Annotated in this window: 14 protein-coding genes; 7 read left to right on the top strand and 7 right to left on the bottom strand. The window is 50.4% G+C overall.

The window, feature by feature from the left end:
* The first annotated feature begins 29 nt into the window (after positions 1-29).
* Complete coding sequence (locus JFY74_10480) at positions 30-575, top strand: flavin reductase (GenBank protein ID QQG30401.1); 546 nt, start codon at positions 30-32, stop codon at positions 573-575.
* 197 nt (positions 576-772) lie between these two features.
* Here JFY74_10480 and JFY74_10485 read toward each other — a convergent pair whose 3' ends face one another.
* Positions 773-1,969 (bottom strand): M20 peptidase aminoacylase family protein, encoded by a 1,197-nt coding sequence (locus JFY74_10485; GenBank protein QQG30402.1) that lies wholly within the window; start codon positions 1,967-1,969, stop codon positions 773-775.
* Positions 1,970-2,262: 293 nt separating this feature from the next.
* On the opposite strand from JFY74_10485, the gene JFY74_10490 reads away from it, so the two are divergent.
* From JFY74_10490 to JFY74_10500, 3 genes are all read left to right on the top strand, one after another.
* Positions 2,263-3,243 (top strand): LLM class flavin-dependent oxidoreductase, encoded by a 981-nt coding sequence (locus JFY74_10490; protein ID QQG30403.1) that lies wholly within the window; start codon positions 2,263-2,265, stop codon positions 3,241-3,243.
* 79 nt (positions 3,244-3,322) lie between these two features.
* A complete protein-coding gene (locus JFY74_10495) occupies positions 3,323-3,829 on the top strand; it encodes a ClbS/DfsB family four-helix bundle protein (GenBank protein ID QQG30404.1) in 507 nt (168 codons plus the stop codon).
* A gap of 825 nt (positions 3,830-4,654) precedes the next feature.
* Positions 4,655-6,607, top strand: a complete 1,953-nt coding sequence (locus tag JFY74_10500; protein ID QQG30405.1) for an autotransporter domain-containing protein — start codon at positions 4,655-4,657, stop codon at positions 6,605-6,607.
* 48 nt (positions 6,608-6,655) lie between these two features.
* Here the strand turns inward: JFY74_10500 and JFY74_10505 are convergent, their stop codons facing one another.
* Complete coding sequence (locus JFY74_10505; GenBank protein QQG30406.1) at positions 6,656-7,681, bottom strand: LacI family DNA-binding transcriptional regulator; 1,026 nt, start codon at positions 7,679-7,681, stop codon at positions 6,656-6,658.
* A 390-nt stretch (positions 7,682-8,071) separates the two neighbouring features.
* On the opposite strand from JFY74_10505, the gene ascF reads away from it, so the two are divergent.
* The 3 genes from ascF (at position 8,072) to hisN (ending at position 12,028) form a co-directional block, all read left to right on the top strand.
* A complete protein-coding gene (gene ascF, locus JFY74_10510; protein ID QQG30407.1) occupies positions 8,072-9,532 on the top strand; it encodes a PTS cellobiose/arbutin/salicin transporter subunit IIBC in 1,461 nt (486 codons plus the stop codon).
* A gap of 40 nt (positions 9,533-9,572) precedes the next feature.
* On the top strand, positions 9,573-11,003 hold the full coding sequence (locus JFY74_10515; GenBank protein ID QQG30408.1) for a 6-phospho-beta-glucosidase: 1,431 nt from the start codon (positions 9,573-9,575) through the stop codon (positions 11,001-11,003).
* A 224-nt stretch (positions 11,004-11,227) separates the two neighbouring features.
* Positions 11,228-12,028, top strand: coding sequence for a histidinol-phosphatase (gene hisN, locus JFY74_10520; GenBank protein ID QQG26591.1), 801 nt, complete (start codon positions 11,228-11,230; stop codon positions 12,026-12,028).
* 471 nt (positions 12,029-12,499) lie between these two features.
* Here the strand turns inward: hisN and JFY74_10525 are convergent, their stop codons facing one another.
* The 5 genes from JFY74_10525 to rsxG form a co-directional block, all read right to left on the bottom strand.
* A complete protein-coding gene (locus JFY74_10525) occupies positions 12,500-13,153 on the bottom strand; it encodes a hypothetical protein (protein QQG26592.1) in 654 nt (217 codons plus the stop codon).
* Positions 13,154-13,426: 273 nt separating this feature from the next.
* Complete coding sequence (gene dtpA, locus JFY74_10530; protein QQG26593.1) at positions 13,427-14,944, bottom strand: dipeptide/tripeptide permease DtpA; 1,518 nt, start codon at positions 14,942-14,944, stop codon at positions 13,427-13,429.
* Positions 14,945-15,619: 675 nt separating this feature from the next.
* A complete protein-coding gene (gene nth / locus JFY74_10535; protein QQG26594.1) occupies positions 15,620-16,255 on the bottom strand; it encodes an endonuclease III in 636 nt (211 codons plus the stop codon).
* Entirely contained in the window at positions 16,252-16,959 is a 708-nt protein-coding gene (locus JFY74_10540) for an electron transport complex subunit E (GenBank protein ID QQG26595.1), read from the bottom strand. The genes nth and JFY74_10540 overlap by 4 nt, the downstream gene beginning before the upstream one ends.
* On the bottom strand, positions 16,956-17,585 hold the full coding sequence (gene rsxG, locus JFY74_10545) for an electron transport complex subunit RsxG (GenBank protein ID QQG26596.1): 630 nt from the start codon (positions 17,583-17,585) through the stop codon (positions 16,956-16,958). Before rsxG ends, JFY74_10540 begins: the two co-directional genes overlap by 4 nt.

Below are 17,585 nucleotides of genomic sequence, written 5' to 3' on the forward strand. Positions count from 1 at the left end.
TTTCTCGCCGTATCTAAAGGAAGTATTTAATGTCTGATTTGATAGCTGAACGACACGTCACCGCGAATGACGCGATTCTCTCTGCGGCGGTTGCCACGGTTGACCGGCAGGCGTTTCGTGATGCGATGGCAAGGCTGAGCGCGGCGGTCAATGTCGTTACGACGGATGGCCCGGCAGGTAAGGCTGGTTTTACGGCGTCCGCCGTGTCCAGCGTCAGTGATTCGCCGGGCACGCTGCTGGTGTGTCTAAATCGCGGTTCGTCGGTGTATCCCACGTTTCAGGCGAATACGCATTTGTGCATCAATACGCTGGCGGCCCATCATGAAGCGCTGTCGTCGCTGTTTGGGAGCCCGTCGTCTACCGAAGAACGGTTTGCAGCGGCGGAGTGGGACGTGTTACACACGGGTTCACCGGTGTTGCGGGACGCGCTGGTAGCGTTTGACTGTCAGGTTGAAGAGGTGGTGAGCGCGGCGACGCACGATATCTTTATTTGCCGGGTATTAGCGATTAAGCAGGGCGAAAGCACTGATGGTCTGGTGTATTTTTCCCGTCGTTATCATGCTGTTCGGGGTTAACCCATACCGCTTTCTCACCTAATCCCGATCGTTTGACGATCGAGATACCCGGAGCAACCACGGGGTGAGGCGTCCCTGCGGGAACCTCATCCCCGTGTCTCTCCTAATATCGGATTAATATAATCAATACACCTCCGCCGAATTGATCGTGCGGAGGTGATTGTGTTTGTAGATGATTGTATTTGTAGATCAAAATATTACGATGAAGACAGTGCGGCCTGTGGTGAGGTGATTTTCGTGGTACTCAGGCGATGCAGTGCCGCTTCCGCTAACTGTGCGAAATAGCGAGAGGCTGGCGCAATCGCGCTTTCATCTGGGTTGAACTGAGGATGGTGCAAACCAAATTCGCTGTTTGAACCAATGCTGACGAACGTGCCCGGTACGTCCTGAAGATACAGCGCAAAGTCCTCTCCGCTCATTTGCAGCTCGGCGTTTTCTACCTGATAGCCCGCGTCTCGGGCAATTTGCTTGCTGAAATCGGCCCATTCACTGGTGTTCACAACCGCAGGCGGGCCGGGATACCATTTCAGTTCCGCTTTTGCACCCAGCGCAAGGGCGATGCCGCCAATCAACTGCTCTATTCGTTCCGGTATCTCCGCGCGAATCGCGGCATTGTAGGTACGAACTGTCCCTTCCAACTCTACCGTTTGCGGCAGGACGTTCCAGGTGTTGCCGCCCTGAATACGCGTGACGCTGATGACCAGCGATTCCAGCGAGCTGAAGCTACGGCTGGGCAGCGTTTGCAGCGCATTGACGATATTGCAGGCGGTGACGATGCTGTCGATACCCTGTTCGGGTTTGGCCGCGTGTGCGCCTTTGCCTGTAATGTGAATGGCGAAGCGATCCACGTTGGCATAAAACGGGCCGCTGCGTGTAGCGAAGGTGCCTGCGGGGAGTTCAGGCGCGTTGTGCAGGCCGAAAACAGCGGCGACATCGGCGAGCGCGCCAGCGCGGATGAACTGTTTGGCACCAGTCGAGACCTCTTCTGCGGGTTGGAAAAACAGCCTGACTTTACCCGGTAAGACAGATTCGCGTTTTTTCAACAAACAGGCAGCACCCAGCATCACGGCGGTGTGGAAGTCATGGCCACAGGCATGCATGACGCCCGCGTGCTGAGAGCGAAACGGCACATCGACTAACTCTTCAATCGGCAGCGCATCAATATCGGCCCGCAGCGCAATCGTCGGGCCGCTGCCGTGACCGATTTCGGCAACGACGCCCGTGGTTAAGGCAAGGGGCAACAGGCGGATGTCTTTCTCTTGTAGCCAGCGGGTAATGTGCGCGGTGGTTTGGTGTTCCTGATTGGACAATTCCGGGTACTGATGCAAGTGCCGTCGCCAGTTAATTAACTGTTGCTCAAATGACGTATCACAACAGGGGATAGATTCAGCCATATCAATACACCTCCTTAACAAAACTTAAACATGCTAAAGGTAGCCGATAGAAACGCAATGGATAAATACCATCTGGTTATATTTCATGTCTTTTTATGATGGCGCTTTTTTGTATTTATTTATTATGAATATTTCTGCTAACAAATTCTGTTATTAATATTTATTTTTTACACCTTTATGCAACATTCTTCTTATTCTGTTTTTCGCTATGACTGTTGTTTTTTTTATGACTATTTATTGCTGTGAATAGCGCTAGCACGCTAACGAATAGCCGCTGAAAATAAGGAAACATCGTGGGATATAAGCTCAGTTTATTAGATCAAAGCCCCATCGCCGAAGGAATGAGCGCGGCGCAGGCGTTGGCGCAAACCGTGTCGCTGGCGAAAGTGGCGGAAGCGCTTGGCTATCATCGCTTTTGGGTTTCCGAGCATCATAATTCCGATGAATTGGCGGGATCGTCTCCCGAGGTCTTGATCACCTGGCTACTGGCGCACACCACAACGCTGCGTATTGGCTCCGGCGGCGTGATGTTGCAGCATTACAGTCCGTATAAAGTTGCGGAGAATTTCCATGTGATCAGCGCACTGGCGGGTGGGCGTGTGGATTTGGGGATCGGCAAAGCACCGGGCGGGCTGCCGCTGGCGACGCTGGCGCTACAGCAGGAAATCGGTGAGACGCAGCGGGTTGCCTTTACGGAGAAGCTACATCAGCTAAACCGCTTTCTCGATAGTCATGACGAGACGGCCGAACGCCTGAACGCGACGCCATTACCTGAACAGACGCCACAGCGCTTTCTGCTGGGTGCCAGTCAGGAGAGCGCGCGGTTAGCGGCCTCACTGGGCTGGAATTTTGTGTTCGCCGGGTTCATTAACGCGAGTGAAACGCTGCTGACGGAGTCTCTCCTGAGCTATCGGGAGTTGAAGCCCGCCAGCGCTCAGACGCTGCTGTCACTGTCGGTGATTGCCGCTGAACGTCATGAGGATGCGGAGGCGCTGGCCAGCACGCAGCATAACTATAAAGTTTACATTGAGAACAAGCCGCCGCTGACGGTAGGCAGCCAGGAGCAGGCCGATAACTTCGTTCGGCAGGCGGGCGCGACGGATTTCCGTATCGTGCAGGAGCCGCGCAATGTGCTTTACGGTACGCCGGAGCATATCCATCAGCGTCTGGAAAGCTACCATCAGCGCTTTGGCGTGGACGAGTTCATCATCCATACGCCCGTGACGTCGCCCCGCGAGCGTGAGGCATCGATTCGGCTGCTGGCACAGCGCTGAAAACGTGAGCGATGACAAGGCGGTGCTGCCGTTTGATCGGTAACCTGATTCTGTATAGCAGAATAGTCGGGGGGAGATGATGGCGGTACCAGAAAGCAAGGAAGCCTTGATCAAGGCAATCAACAGTCAGTTTGTGCTGTTAATGAAGCGAATCGAGGCCGTTCCCGCCGATCGCGCATTCTCGCCGGAAATGGCAGGGCATGCGCAGGGAACGCAGATGAGTGCGGCCAATCTGGTGGCGTATTTGCTGGGTTGGGGCAATCTGGTGCTGAAATGGCATGAGGACGAAGAGCAGGGTAACCCCATCGATTTCCCCGAGACGGGTTACCAGTGGAATCAGCTTGGTTTACTCGCGCAAAAATTCTATCAGGACTTCGCTCATATTACCGATTGGTCTGAACTGGTCGCACGGCTTGTCGCGAATAAACGGGCGCTTATCGCGCTGGTGGAGCGCTATACCGATGCACAGCTCTATGGTGAATGTTGGTACGGTAAGTGGACGCGTGGTCGGATGATTCAGTTTAACACTGCCTCGCCTTATAAAAATGCGGCTGGACGGCTGCGCGCGTGGGAGAAAAACAAGTAACTCACTGATAAAAAATAAAAAAGATAGCGCTGATTGTTTGTCTTCTCTTTCACTTTGTCAGTGGCGCACCAGCGGTGTTTTTTCAGACAAAACCTTACATATTCCCCCTGCTTGATTGTTCTATACTCAGTAATAAGCAAGATAAATTTTACTGGCAGAGAAGATGAATAGGGGGAAGAAAAATGATTGGTCTCAACCTAGTTTATCCAGTGTCATATAGCTCAATGCCTGACAAACCTGATCATGTTCAGGGCATTTCCCGCTCGTCTCAGCTGTCTGGTTACCCTAATCAGGACGCGTCTACCCGAACCCGGATGACGTACGACAATAGCGGGTCGGTCTTTAAGCCACCCATAGCCGATGGGGTTAATCGCCCAACGGCAAATAACCAGCTTAATGTTTACGTTTAAGACGGTATCAAGCGGATAAAAATGGGCAATCACGTACTGTAAACGATCGTTTTCGGTGCGTAGGTTGCCTTTTTTATTTTCATAAAAGCGTCTTCATCAACGTATCCTCCCCAAACTCGCTGCATTTCCATCCTTTTTCCTTCCCTGTTAGTCACTTACCCGTACCCGATGCCATTCATGCTTAACCCTATGATTAATCAATACTACACGGTTACGAACACTCATTTTCATCTTGTCGCTTATTGACATATTTCATCATATTTCCTTCTGTGCCATAGCATTGGAATGAATATTGCTGCTATTTTTCTTTCTTTAACAAAGACATGATTTGGATAAAGTTCCTCTGGCGTCGTTGTTAAGAATGATAAATGGCGAGAATAGCCAATGTTAATAATGAGAAAAGGGAGTGGTGTGCATGTTTAAGCAAGTGGCAGTGGCGGTAGGGATGGTGTGTTTATGTGTACCGGCCTGGGCTTATGATTACGGTGATTATGCGAAAGAGACAGTGGATACGCTCATTAATGATTATCCGGGGCGCTATCGCGGTACGGCAAATTTTGCTGGTGCGGCGGACTGGATGACGCAGCGTATGGCGTCTGGCTATACCACGGTCAGGCAGGATTTTTCCTGGACGGCAGGTGGTACGACGCGTTCGTCACAAAACGTACTGGCTTATCATACTGGACTGAGCAGTGAATACATTATTACTGGCGCGCACTTTGATACCTTCTTCGGGCGGCCAACGCTGCAAGGTCTAGACGACAACGCATCTGGTGCCGCCATCCTGACGGAAGTGGCACGTAATTTTAGCGGTATTCAGACGGAAAAAACGCTGGTCTTTGCCGCTTTTGGCGCGGAAGAGGAAGGGCTGCGCGGCTCGCGCGCGATGGTTAATGAATTGATCGCTCAGGGAACCGCGGGCGGCCTTAAGGCCATGATTAACATGGACAGCATGATTACCGGTGACAAACTCTACGCCCACGCCGGCGATAACAGCGCGGCGAATCCTGAGTTAGCCAACCTGCGTCAACAGACGCTGCGTATTGCGAACGAACTGGGTATCGAACTGTTCACCAATCCAGGACTGAATGCGAGTTATCCTGCAGGAACCGGCTGCTGTAGCGACGGCGATAGCTTTAATGAAGCGTTTGATATTCCTGTGCTCTATATGGAGGCGACCAACTGGGATATTGGCGATCAGGACGGCTATACACAAACCACAAATCCTGCGGTGCCGGGTGGCGCGACATGGCATGACCCTACCGTTGATAACGAGGCCTTTCTGACCAGCGTGCTGGGTCAGGAACGTGTCGAGCAGCGCCTGCGAGATGTTTCGCGGCTCGTGACACGGCTGTTGCTGGAAATCTCCAATACCGATTTACTGCATTCGGCGTATTCCGCCGCTGCGATGCAGCAGGCGATGGAAGAGAGCCTGAAACGTCAACGCCAGTCACTAAGTGATTTGCATAATCAACGCTGGTTGCTGCTGCAAAATACCCCTCGCCGCGCGGGCACGTTGGATACCGCGATTGGGGTTGAGGGCGATGTGATGCCGTCAAACGGTTTTGACCGCGCACCGCAGCAGCGCTCTCGTCAAGCGATGGCTTATGCACTGGTGGATTATCAATTACGTGACGGTGTCACGATTGGTGGCAGTCTGAGCCTGCTGCGTAGTAAAGATAAACTTGAACGGAATGGTCATATTGAAAGCGATACCTGGCAAGCTGGCGTCTACGGTTTGCTGAATCAGGGCGGGCCAGCCTGGCTGGGCAGCGAAGTGACTGCGGGTCGGGCGGCGATTGCGTCACGCCGTTCGGTTTATCTGCAATCTGCGGGTGGCCCGGTTCTGTTGGACAACACGCTGGATGGTAACACCGAAGCGCAGTTCATCGGTGCTCGCGTCACCGGCGGCTATGATTTCCCGCTGGGTGACTTGCGTACCGGCCCAGTTGTTGGGCTGGATTACGCACGTTATCGCATCAATGCGTTTGATGATAAAGGCAACTTGCGGACTAGCGTACGGTATGAAAAACAGGATGTTGATTCGCTGGAAGCCACTCTGGGCTGGCGCGTGCGTGGCAATATGGCATTCAGCAATAAAATGTCGCTGCAACCTTATGCCACAGTGGCGTGGGTGCGTGAATTGGCCGATGGGCTTGATTCCAGCTTTACGGTGAAAGATCGCATCGATGGCGCAAACCGCCGCATTGCGGTAGGGGAACAGGATAAGAATTTTGGTCAGGCGACGGTCGGCGTACAGTGGCTTGCAGCAGAAAATCTCAATCTGTATTCCGAAGTTGGTAGCCGTTTCGGTCATCGGGATGGCGATCAAACGCGCTACAGCGTGGGCGTACAATGGCAATTCTAAGTCTGTGTTGCCGTGAAAAACGGGGTCTGAAATGACCCCGTAGCAGATTCAAACGGACTGATTACCGTACGGCCCGTTCTGAATGGAATCTCTGACCTGTAACTCCGACAAGAACAGATTTTCTTTCGAGAAATAACCGCCGTCCAGCATCGCGATCAGGCGGTTAATCACTTCGTTGATCATATCGCTCACCGGATCTTTGACGCTGGAGAGCGACGGTTTCAAAAACGGGGCGGTGGGAATATCGTCGAACCCGACGACAGAAACGTCGTGCGGTACGGCAACGCCAGCCTCATCCAGCGCTTTTATCGCGCCAATCGCCATATCGTCATTGCTGGCGAGAACGGCGCTGAACGATACCCGGTTATCGCGCAGGACGTTAATGGCGAGCGAACCGCTGCGCGGTGTCCATTTTCCTCTCACAATCAGCTCGTCCCGTACTGCAATATTGGCTGCCGTCAGGGCATCTTTATAGCCGGAAAGGCGTTCGATAGCCGTCGGCGAATCCAGCGAACCGGTGATAAAAGCGATATCTCTATGGCCGCGTGCGATCAGATGCTGTGTGGCGTTATAGCTGGAACCTTTGTGATCGCAGCAGATGCAGTGGCTCTGGTGTTTACGCAGTTTACGGTTGACCACCATGATCGGCTGCTTGTGCTTCTCGATGATGTCGTCCATTTCATCCACGTTGAGAAAACGGGGATAGATGATGATCGCATCACAGCGTAACCCCAGCAGGAATTGAATCGCGGCTCTTTCTTCATCAGCGCTGTGTTTGCCATCGACCAGAATCAACTGACGCCCGTTGTCTTCCAGTTTCTTGGCGGCCTGTGACAGCAGTTCGTTAAAATAGCTGCCGTTATAGAGTGTGTTGGTCACCACCAAACCAATACAGGCTGATTTGCTGGTCGCCAGATTCCGTGCCAGTAAATTGGGCCGATATCCCGTCTCCTCAATGGCCTGATAAACCAGCGTTTTGGTTTCTTCACTGGTATAGCCTTTGCCCGATAGCACGCGCGACACCGTCGCTTTTGATACGCCTGCTTTCTTCGCCACTTCCTGCATTGTCGACATGAGACATCCTGAGACGTTGAGTACTCCCCTCATTTTACACACTTTATCTCCGTCATACGTCAAGTTGCCTGTGTGTTGGCCGCAAGGGGATGAATGCGAGTGCGATCGAGAGAAGGATCACATTTCTATGGCGATCGTGGTCACATAAGTAAAATATTAACAATTAATCTATTGAAATTACATTCATATATAAACACTATCATGTGGAACCGGTTACCCATCGGGGTTTCATCACGTTGCATGGAGCAGGGATACCGGCATGAATACTTTCATAACTGTATGAAATTGAATAATAAATGTGCGTGCATCAAGTGATATTCCCGTTTCGGACTCGTTGAGCGGTGTGTTGAATTGGATGTAGCGTGCGCGATTACGAGAGATTGTCTATCCATGTCAAAGAATTATGCGGCTGTATCCCGTTCGATCGTCGATGCCATCGGTGGTGCTGATAACATCGCCGCCGTGACGCACTGTATGACCCGTCTGCGCTTTGTGCTGAAAGATAATGATGCGGCGAATGTGGCCGAATTGAAGGCGATAAGCGGCGTGTTGGGTGTCGTGAAAAATGATAACCAGTGTCAGGTCATCATCGGCAACACCGTTTCTCAGGCCTACGCCGAAGTGGTGAAACTGCTGCCGGAAGGCGCGGAGGCTGAAAAAGCCGTACCAGTGAACAATAAAATTACGCTGCGACGCATCGGCGCGGGAATTCTGGATGCGCTGATTGGCACGATGTCACCGCTCATTCCGGCAATTATCGGCGGCTCGATGGTGAAATTGCTTGCCATGATCCTCGATATGACCGGGTTGTTTGAGAAGGGCGCATCGACGATAACGATTCTGAACGTGATTGGCGACGGCGCGTTCTTCTTCCTGCCGATCATGGTGGCGGCGTCTGCTGCGGTAAAATTCAAAACCAACATGTCGCTGGCGATTGCTATCGCTGGGGTGCTGGTGCATCCGACGTTTATCGATCTGATGGCAAAAGCGGCGCAGGGTCAGCAGGTGGTGTTTATGGGGCTGACCGTCACGGCGGTGAAGTATACCTACACCGTGATTCCGGCGCTGTGTATGACCTGGATTCTGTCTTACATTGAAAAATGGGTAGACCGCATTACGCCAGCGGTGACCAAAAACTTCCTGAAGCCGATGTTAATCGTGCTGATTGCTTCTCCGATTGCCATCATGCTGATCGGCCCGATTGGGGTCTGGATTGGTAGCGGAATTTCTGCGGTGGTGTACACCGTGCATGATTATCTGGGCTGGTTGTCCGTTGCCATCATGGGCGCTATCTGGCCGCTGCTGGTGATGACCGGTATGCACCGTGTGTTTACTCCGACTATCATTCAAACCATCGCCGAGACGGGCAAAGAAGGCATGGTGATGCCGTCTGAAATCGGTGCAAACCTGTCGCTGGGTGGCTCTTCACTGGCGGTCGCCTGGCGTACCAAAAACCCGGAACTGCGCCAGACGGCGCTGGCTGCGGCGGCATCGGCCATTGTTGCTGGGATTTCTGAACCTGCGCTGTACGGTGTGGCTTTGCGTCTGAAGCGTCCGCTGATCGCCTGTTTAATCACCGGTTTTATCTGTGGTGCCGTTGCCGGTATCGGCGGTCTGGCAAGCCATTCAATGGCCTCGCCGGGGCTGTTTACCAGCGTGCAGTTCTTCGATCCGACCAATCCGATGAGCATTGCCTGGGTATTCGGCGTCATGCTTCTATCTGTCGTGATTTCCTTCTTTGTCACCTTGCTGCTGGGCTTTGAAGACATCCCGGTAGAAGAACAACCGAAAGAGAAACGCGTACAGGGCGACAAGGTTTCCGCGCCGCCGCACGCAGTGAACACGAATTAAATGAAGCACTAATTAGCTGAAGTACGAAGGAGAAGAGCGTATGTCTGCATCAACATTTCCCAATGGGTTCTTATGGGGGGGCGCGATTGCGGCCAATCAGGCAGAAGGCGCGTACCTTGAAGGCGGTAAAGGGCTGACGACGGTGGATATGATTCCCCACGGTGTGAATCGTCTGCCGGTAAAACTAGGGCAAGAACCGCGCTTTGCGTTGCGTGAGGATGAGTTTTATCCCAGCCATCAGGCGATCGATTTCTACCATCGCTATAAGGAAGATATCGCGCTGATGGCGGAAATGGGGTTCACGGTGTTCCGTACCTCTATCGCCTGGAGCCGTCTCTATCCGAACGGGGATGAGCTGACGCCCAACGCGGACGGCATCGCCTTTTATCGCGATGTGTTTGCCGAGTGCAGGAAGTACAACATTGAGCCGCTGGTGACGCTGTGCCATTTCGATGTGCCGATGCATTTGGTCACCGAGTACGGCTCATGGCGTAACCGGAAAATGGTGGAGTTCTTCGCCCGCTATGCCCGAACCTGTTTTGAAGCCTTCGACGGGCTGGTAAAATACTGGTTGACGTTCAATGAAATCAATATCTTGCTGCATAGTCCGTTTTCTGGCGCGGGACTGGTGTTTGCCGACGGGGAAAATCAGGAGCAGGTGAAATACCAGGCTGCGCACCATGAACTGGTGGCGAGCGCGCTGGCGACGAAAATTGCGCATGAGGTTAACCCGGAAAATCAGGTCGGCTGCATGCTGGCTGGCGGCAATTTCTATCCGTGGTCGTGCAAACCGGAAGATGTCTGGGCGGCGCTGAATAAAGATCGAGAGAATCTGTTCTTTATTGATGTGCAGGCACGCGGCACCTATCCGGCGTATACCGGGCGTTTGTTTAAAGAGAAGGGCATCACGATTGCGTCAGAGCCGGGCGATGATGAGATTCTCAAGAACACGGTGGATTTTGTGTCCTTCAGCTATTACGCCTCCCGCTGTGCTTCAGCGGATATGAATGAGCAGAATAGCAGCGCGGCGAATATCGTTAAATCGTTAAAGAACCCGCATATCAAGGCAAGTGAATGGGGCTGGGGAATCGATCCGCTGGGTCTACGTATCACCATGAACATGATGTATGACCGCTACCAGAAGCCGCTGTTTTTGGTAGAAAACGGGCTAGGTGCGAAGGATGAGATTAACGCACAGGGCGAGATTGATGATGACTATCGCATCAGCTACCTGCGCGAACACATCAGCGCGATGGCGGATGCGATTGGTGACGGTATTCCCGTCATCGGCTATACCTCATGGGGCTGCATCGATCTGGTCGCTGCTTCTACCGGTGAAATGAGCAAACGCTATGGTTTCATCTACGTCGATCGCGACGACCGAGGCGAAGGGACGTTAGCCAGAAAGAAAAAGAAATCGTTCTATTGGTATAAAAAGGTCATCGCCAGCAACGGATCTGATCTGAACTAAAGGCAATAAGGTTGTTCAGCGATTCCTACGATAGCCCCCTGACGGAGACGTTTGGGGGCTATTTTTTTCCAACAATGCGAAGAATGTGAATTGTGGTGGTCTACTACTTTGTGCATAATCGAGCGAATAAATAACGCATAATCGAGCTATGGTGAGCATCGCAGCTTATCATCGTCAATGCCCAACGATGTCATCATGCCAACGCGATAGGAAGGTAAAACACCATGAGTCAGTCGCTTCCCGATATTGCCTTTTTTGATGAACTCGCCACGCTGGCCAGTCAGGAAACGTTACCGCGTTTTCGAGCCCTTACCGCAAACCAAATTGATACGAAGCCGAAAGAGGGTTTTCGTTTTGATCCGGTCACGGAAGCTGACCGAGAGGCTGAGCGGGTCATCCGTGAGCACATCACGCGTCATTACCCCGATCACGCGATTATGGGCGAAGAATTTGGCCTGAGCGGGGAAGGCCCAGTGCGTTGGGTCTTGGATCCGGTTGATGGAACCCGGCCTTTCTTATGTGGTTTACCCGTGTGGGGAACGCTCATCGGCCTGCTGCACCATGAACGTGCCGTGATGGGGATGATGAGCCAGCCGTTCACCGGAGAGCGTTTCTGGGCCGATGGTTCACAAGCCTGGCGTAGCGATCGGCAGGGAGAAAAGCGTTTAAGCACGCGCAAAGGTGTGTCGCTCGAACAGGCGATTCTTCACACCACCGCCCCGGAAGTGCTGGCTATGCACCCCGCGGTTTGCTTCGCAGATCTAGCAGAAAGCACGCTCATGACGCGCTACGGCGGCGAGTGTTATGCGATGGCGATGCTAGCAGCAGGCCAGATTGATATCTGCGTAGAATTTGCATTGCAGCCCTACGACATTGTTGCGCTGATCCCGATTATTGAGCAGGCGGGCGGCATCATTACCAATCTCAACGGACAACGAGCGGAAGCGGGCGGCACGGTGGTCGCAACCGGTAACCCGGATCTGCACCAACAGGTGTTAGCCATTCTGAACGGAACGCGACCATAGCTGCTGGTTTGTTAATTGTAGTGGCACTCGATCGAAATTATTTCGACTCGCAATCAGCGCAAATTTTGGATCAAATTAAGTGACAATGGACTTGCCCAGTTCACAATAACAGCATGTAAACTCAGAAAACATTCTTAATCGTGCGCCATAAATAATACATAGCGTGATACTGTTATTTAATAAATCATGGTTTATTAAACTTATTGTGGCGAGTCTTATGGTTGAAAGTACGATGAGTTTCTTTAATGTTATCAAATAGAAGTGATGTATCTTCCACCCCTTTTTCGTTTTTCTGTTGAGGAATATATATACCAAATTTGCTATAATGGCTTTTAGAATTATGTGCGCCAAATGAAACATTTGTCTCAAACACATTTTTCCCATTAACAGCCACCTGAATACTCGGATGGTTTCTGTTCCAGACTATCCTGATTTTGAATTTATACCATTCTTGAGGGCAAATAAGATTCGCTATTTTTTTTTAAATACATTCCCATTTTCCGAGTTAATTGCAATATGTATTTCTTTCTCATTCTTTAGATGAAGAGATACTGGAGGCCTTCCTCGGCCATTGGTCTTCATATCACCGCCACTCTCTTTTACCTGAAAAAAAATCACATTACGTGCTGCATAACTTGCTCTCATCTGAAATTCATACATAGAATCGGTATTCATATTCAAATTATTTCTATGCGCAAGTTCGACTCTGAAATTACCTTTATATTTTGGAAGATTAAAACGTAAAGCGCTCTCATCTTTTTTTCCAACCCAGGGGCCATTCTCAAAAGATAGGTATCTTTTATCTATAGCTTTTTCTATTTCTTTCTGCCCTGACGGGCCTAATTGAGTATAAGTTTTTGTATTGATGCTTATATGGTGTTTTTTTAATGATTTTATGTTGTTTTTAAAGGAGGTTTTTATGCTTTCGAGTTTCCGTCCACGACCATGAGGTATATGATCATATGACGTATCCATGTGAGAAACATTTACACAATGGATGTCAGTATTTCGAATGCTTCTTATATTTTGAGAAACGTTACTCGGAGGCGAAGTAATAGAGTCTACAATATGAGCTGGCTGATTTAAAATTTGCGGTAAAGAATAATTGAACTGGACTGATAACATTGTTTTATCCTTATATAAAATAAATCATAGTTGGTTTAATTTTTCCATGTAAAATATTTACCCTCGATCCTTTTTAATACTCTATCATGTCTCTAAAACACATTAAAAATAACCTTTTCAAATAGAAAATAATATAAAATTCTGATTATTTAATAGTAGAGTATACCCAAAACATACAACGCAGTGAGACAGTACCCTGTCTCAGCAGTCTGAAAGCCAGACACTATCTGGCTTTCTATCATTATCATTTGAGTGAGGTGTTTAGACTGGTTATCAGATAGAGGCGGGGGTTGTGACGACATCCGTAGAGGTATCCTCGACATCCTGCGTCATACGCGTCAGTTTCGGCGCGGTCAGCAGCATCAGAACGGCGATGACGCCCGTTACAATCCCAATCTGCATGAAGACATTGCTATAAATCTCAAGAGACGCGTGCGGGTCTACGACGTTCTCAGGCACGGCCATCATATTCGCGACGTAGCCTGCGATAATCGCAGCTCCGGCTGATGTCAGGAACCAGGCACCCATAATGAAGCCCATCAGACGCTGTGGCACCAGTTGAGCGACCATGGCCAGACCCAGACCTGAAATCATTAACTCCCCGATGCTCTGCAAGCCGTAGCAGAGAATCAGCCAGTTGACGGACACGATACCCTGGTCGTTTGCCATGCTGGCACCCCACGGCAGCACCAGAAATGCGCCGGAGCACAACGCCATACCAATCGCAAATTTGTGCGCCATCGGCAATTGGTCGCCCATTTTGTTGTAAACCGCCGCCAGAATCGGGCTGGCAACCATAATCCAGAACGGGTTGAGCGCCTGATACTGCTCTGGCTCAAAGGTAAAGCCTAAAATGGAGTGTTCAACGTTGCGAATAGCAAAGAAATTCAGCGAGGTTGGCATTTGGCTATACAATACAAAGAAGATAACCGCTTCCAGCATTAACAGAAGTGCAACGATCATTTTCCTGCGTTGAGCGCCGTTTACCGCACATATCTCTTTGGTGAAAATAGCAATAACGACCAGCGAAATCAGCGTCAGAATCCAACGAGCAATGTCCTGATTATGTAGCAGCCAGGTTGATAATATGACTAGTGCGACAATACCGACGAGGGTCATTGCCAGCTTTGACAAATTGATCGGTTGGAAATCAACATGAGAACCGTGTGCACTGACCCATTTCCGACAGAACATGAAGTTAACCAGTGTCAGAATCATGCCGACCACGCTCAAGGAAAAGGCTACGCTCCAGCCATAGTGGGCTGCTAGCCATGGTGTTGCCAGCATTGAGAAGAAGGAACCGATGTTCACCGACATATAGTACATGGTGAAGGCACCATCCAGACGCGGATCATCTTTATCGTAGCAGGTAGACAACAGGGCTGATGGGTTCGCCTTAAACAACCCACTACCGACGGCGATGGTTGCCATGCCGATATAGACCCATGTCACGCTGTGGCCTGAGTAGGCAATCATGGTGTAGCCAAATGCCAGCACGATGGCACCCAGCACGATCACACGTTTAGTACCGAGGACTTTATCGCCCAACCAGCCGCCAATGGCAACGAAACCGTAGACCAGCGCGCTGAATGAGGAGAAGAGGGTAATGGAGTCGGTTTCGGACATGCCCAGCATTTTGACCAGATAAACTGCCATGATGCCTTGCAAACCGTAGTAACCAAAACGTTCCCACAGTTCGATGCTAAAGATGAGATAAAACGCTTTTGGCTGTTTGAATGCGTTCATGCTGACGCTTTCGGGGGATTCGCTGTTGTTGTTTGCTGTTGACACAAAGACCTCTAATTTTACTTATCTCGTTTTTTAACGAGAAAATAACAAAAGTGAAGCAGTAAAACTGCAACCTCTTTTGACGAGCTATGGGGAGTAAAAACGGCGCTATAGTGACGTGATTTTACGGATAGACAAGTTATTTTAAATATTTTGTTACAAGTGGTTTTTGTGGCGGGATAAAACCATAAATTAAATGTTATGCAGAGTTTAATTTCATAACTCTCTTTCGCTTTGAATGATTATCTCGGTTTTTCGTATTCGGTTTTTCAAAAAGGGATATAATCTGCTTTTTTATTGAAACCAAGACAATATCATTAATTATGAATGAATATGCGGTTTAATCTTTTGCATATCACTAGATATGCAGTGAGTATAAAAATACATCAAATGCGTACAATAAAATAAAATACGACATAATCACGGGAGGTGACTTTCAATCACTAAATTTTCTATTAAAAATAATTTATTAGCCTTAAATAGTGGTTACTTGTATTTTTATACAGGTTTTTTAGTAGAAGAATACGCTACAACGCATCGAATAAATCGCCAGAGAGCAGAGTTGCCTGAGCAATAAAATGCAGAGAACACGCGGGTCACGTTGAGAGTGAGAGAGCGCAAGACAAGGCGGAGTGTGGATAACAGAAAGGAAGGTCTGGCGCTCCAGACCACAGCAGATTAGGCGTCGACCTTCTCGCCAAATTCACATAAATCCTCAATCAGGCAGGAGCCACAGCGCGGTTTACGGGCAATACAGGTGTAACGACCATGCAGAATTAACCAATGATGGCAGTCGACTTTAAATTCTGCCGGAACGACTTTCAGCAGTTTTTCCTCTACCTGTTCGACATTTTTACCCGGAGCAAACCCTGTACGGTTACTGACGCGAAAGATATGGGTATCAACGGCAATCGTCGGCCAGCCAAACGCGGTATTCAGAACCACATTTGCCGTTTTCCGTCCTACGCCGGGTAAGGCCTCCAGCGCCGCGCGATCTTCTGGAACTTGTCCCTGATGTTTTTCCAGCAGTAAACGGCAGGTCTTGATGACGTTTTCTGCTTTGCTGTTAAACAGGCCAATCGTCTTGATGTAGCCTTTAACACCGTCTACACCGAGTTCAAGCAGGGCTTCCGGCGTGTTGGCGACAGGGTAGAGCTTTGCAGTTGCTTTATTGACGCTGACATCGGTTGCCTGTGCGGAAAGCAGTACGGCGATGAGCAGCTCAAATGGCGTGCTGAAATTTAACTCCGTCGTCGGATGGGGATTGTTGGCGCGCAGACGCGTTAAGATCTCAATTCGCTTGGCCTTGTTCACAGCGATTCCCCTACGGCACCCGTCACCGATGCCGTTTTTCCTTCGGCAACAGCAGCACGGGTTCGGCGTTGTTTCATTTTCTCATCGATCAAATATTTCGCTGCCAGCAACAGTCCCAGACCGATAAAGGCACCTGGTGGTAGCATCGCCAGCAAGAACGGGGAATCGAGATGAACCACTTCAATGCGGAGAACCTTAGCCCAACTGCCTAGCAGCAAATCCGCGCCGTCGAATAGCGTACCGTTACCCAGAATCTCACGCAAAGAACCGAGTACCACCAGTGCGCTGGTTGCTCCTAACCCCATTGCCAGACCGTCGATAGCGGAAGGGAAAACCGCATTCTTGGAAGCAAAGGCTTCTGCCCGACCGATAACGATACAGTTCGTCACGATCAGCGGAATAAAAATCCCTAGCGACTGATATAACCCGTAGGCATAGGCGTTGATCAACATCTGCACGGTACTGACCACCGAAGCAATGATCATGACGTAAATGGGAATACGAATTTCCGCAGGTACCCAGCGGCGTAGCGCGGAGACAGCCATGTTGGTACAGGTGAGAACCAGCGTGGTTGCCAGCCCTAATCCCAGCGCGTTAGTCGCGGTTGATGACACAGCCAGCAGGGGACACAGGCCCAGCAATTGAACCAGTGCTGAGTTGTTTTTCCATAACCCTTCAACGAAAAGTGCTTTGGTTTGACTCATTGGTTCTCTCCACAGGCGGACAGCGTATTGATTTGTGATGGCAGCGTTTGCAGGTAAAGGGCGCTGCGTTTTACGCTATTAATAACGGCGCGTGGCGTAATGGTTGCGCCGGTAAATTGATCAAACATTCCGCCTTCCTTTTTCACTGCCCAGCGGGCGTCATGCTCGCCCTGTACCATTAGCCCAGTAAACCGAGTGATCCAGTCAGAAATCCGCACTTCGATTTTATCACCCAGCCCCGGTGTTTCATGATGCTCGGTGACACGGACGCCGAGTACCTTACCGTGAAAATCGGCACCAACCAGCAGCCGAATCGCTCCAGAATAACCATCCGGCGCGGTACTTTCCAGTGCGGCGGCGACCGGTTCACCATTCTGACGAGCGATGAAAACGCGGTGCGGTGCTGACGACCCCAATGCTGGATTAGTGACAACGTAACACTCTTTCTGAATGTCACTATTGTATAACTCGGCGGGAACGACCTGATCCAACAGCATCTTTTGTTGCAGCATCGCCTGATGCGAAATTGTGGGTTCCGTTAACATATTCACGATGGCTGTAATTGCCGTCGTGAATGCCGCAAACAGAGCCAGTGTCATCGCGTGGCGGCGCATAGTGGTAAACAT

Origin of the sequence: Pectobacterium carotovorum, from assembly GCA_016415585.1 — a bacterium.
GTDB lineage: Bacteria > Pseudomonadota > Gammaproteobacteria > Enterobacterales > Enterobacteriaceae > Pectobacterium > Pectobacterium carotovorum_K.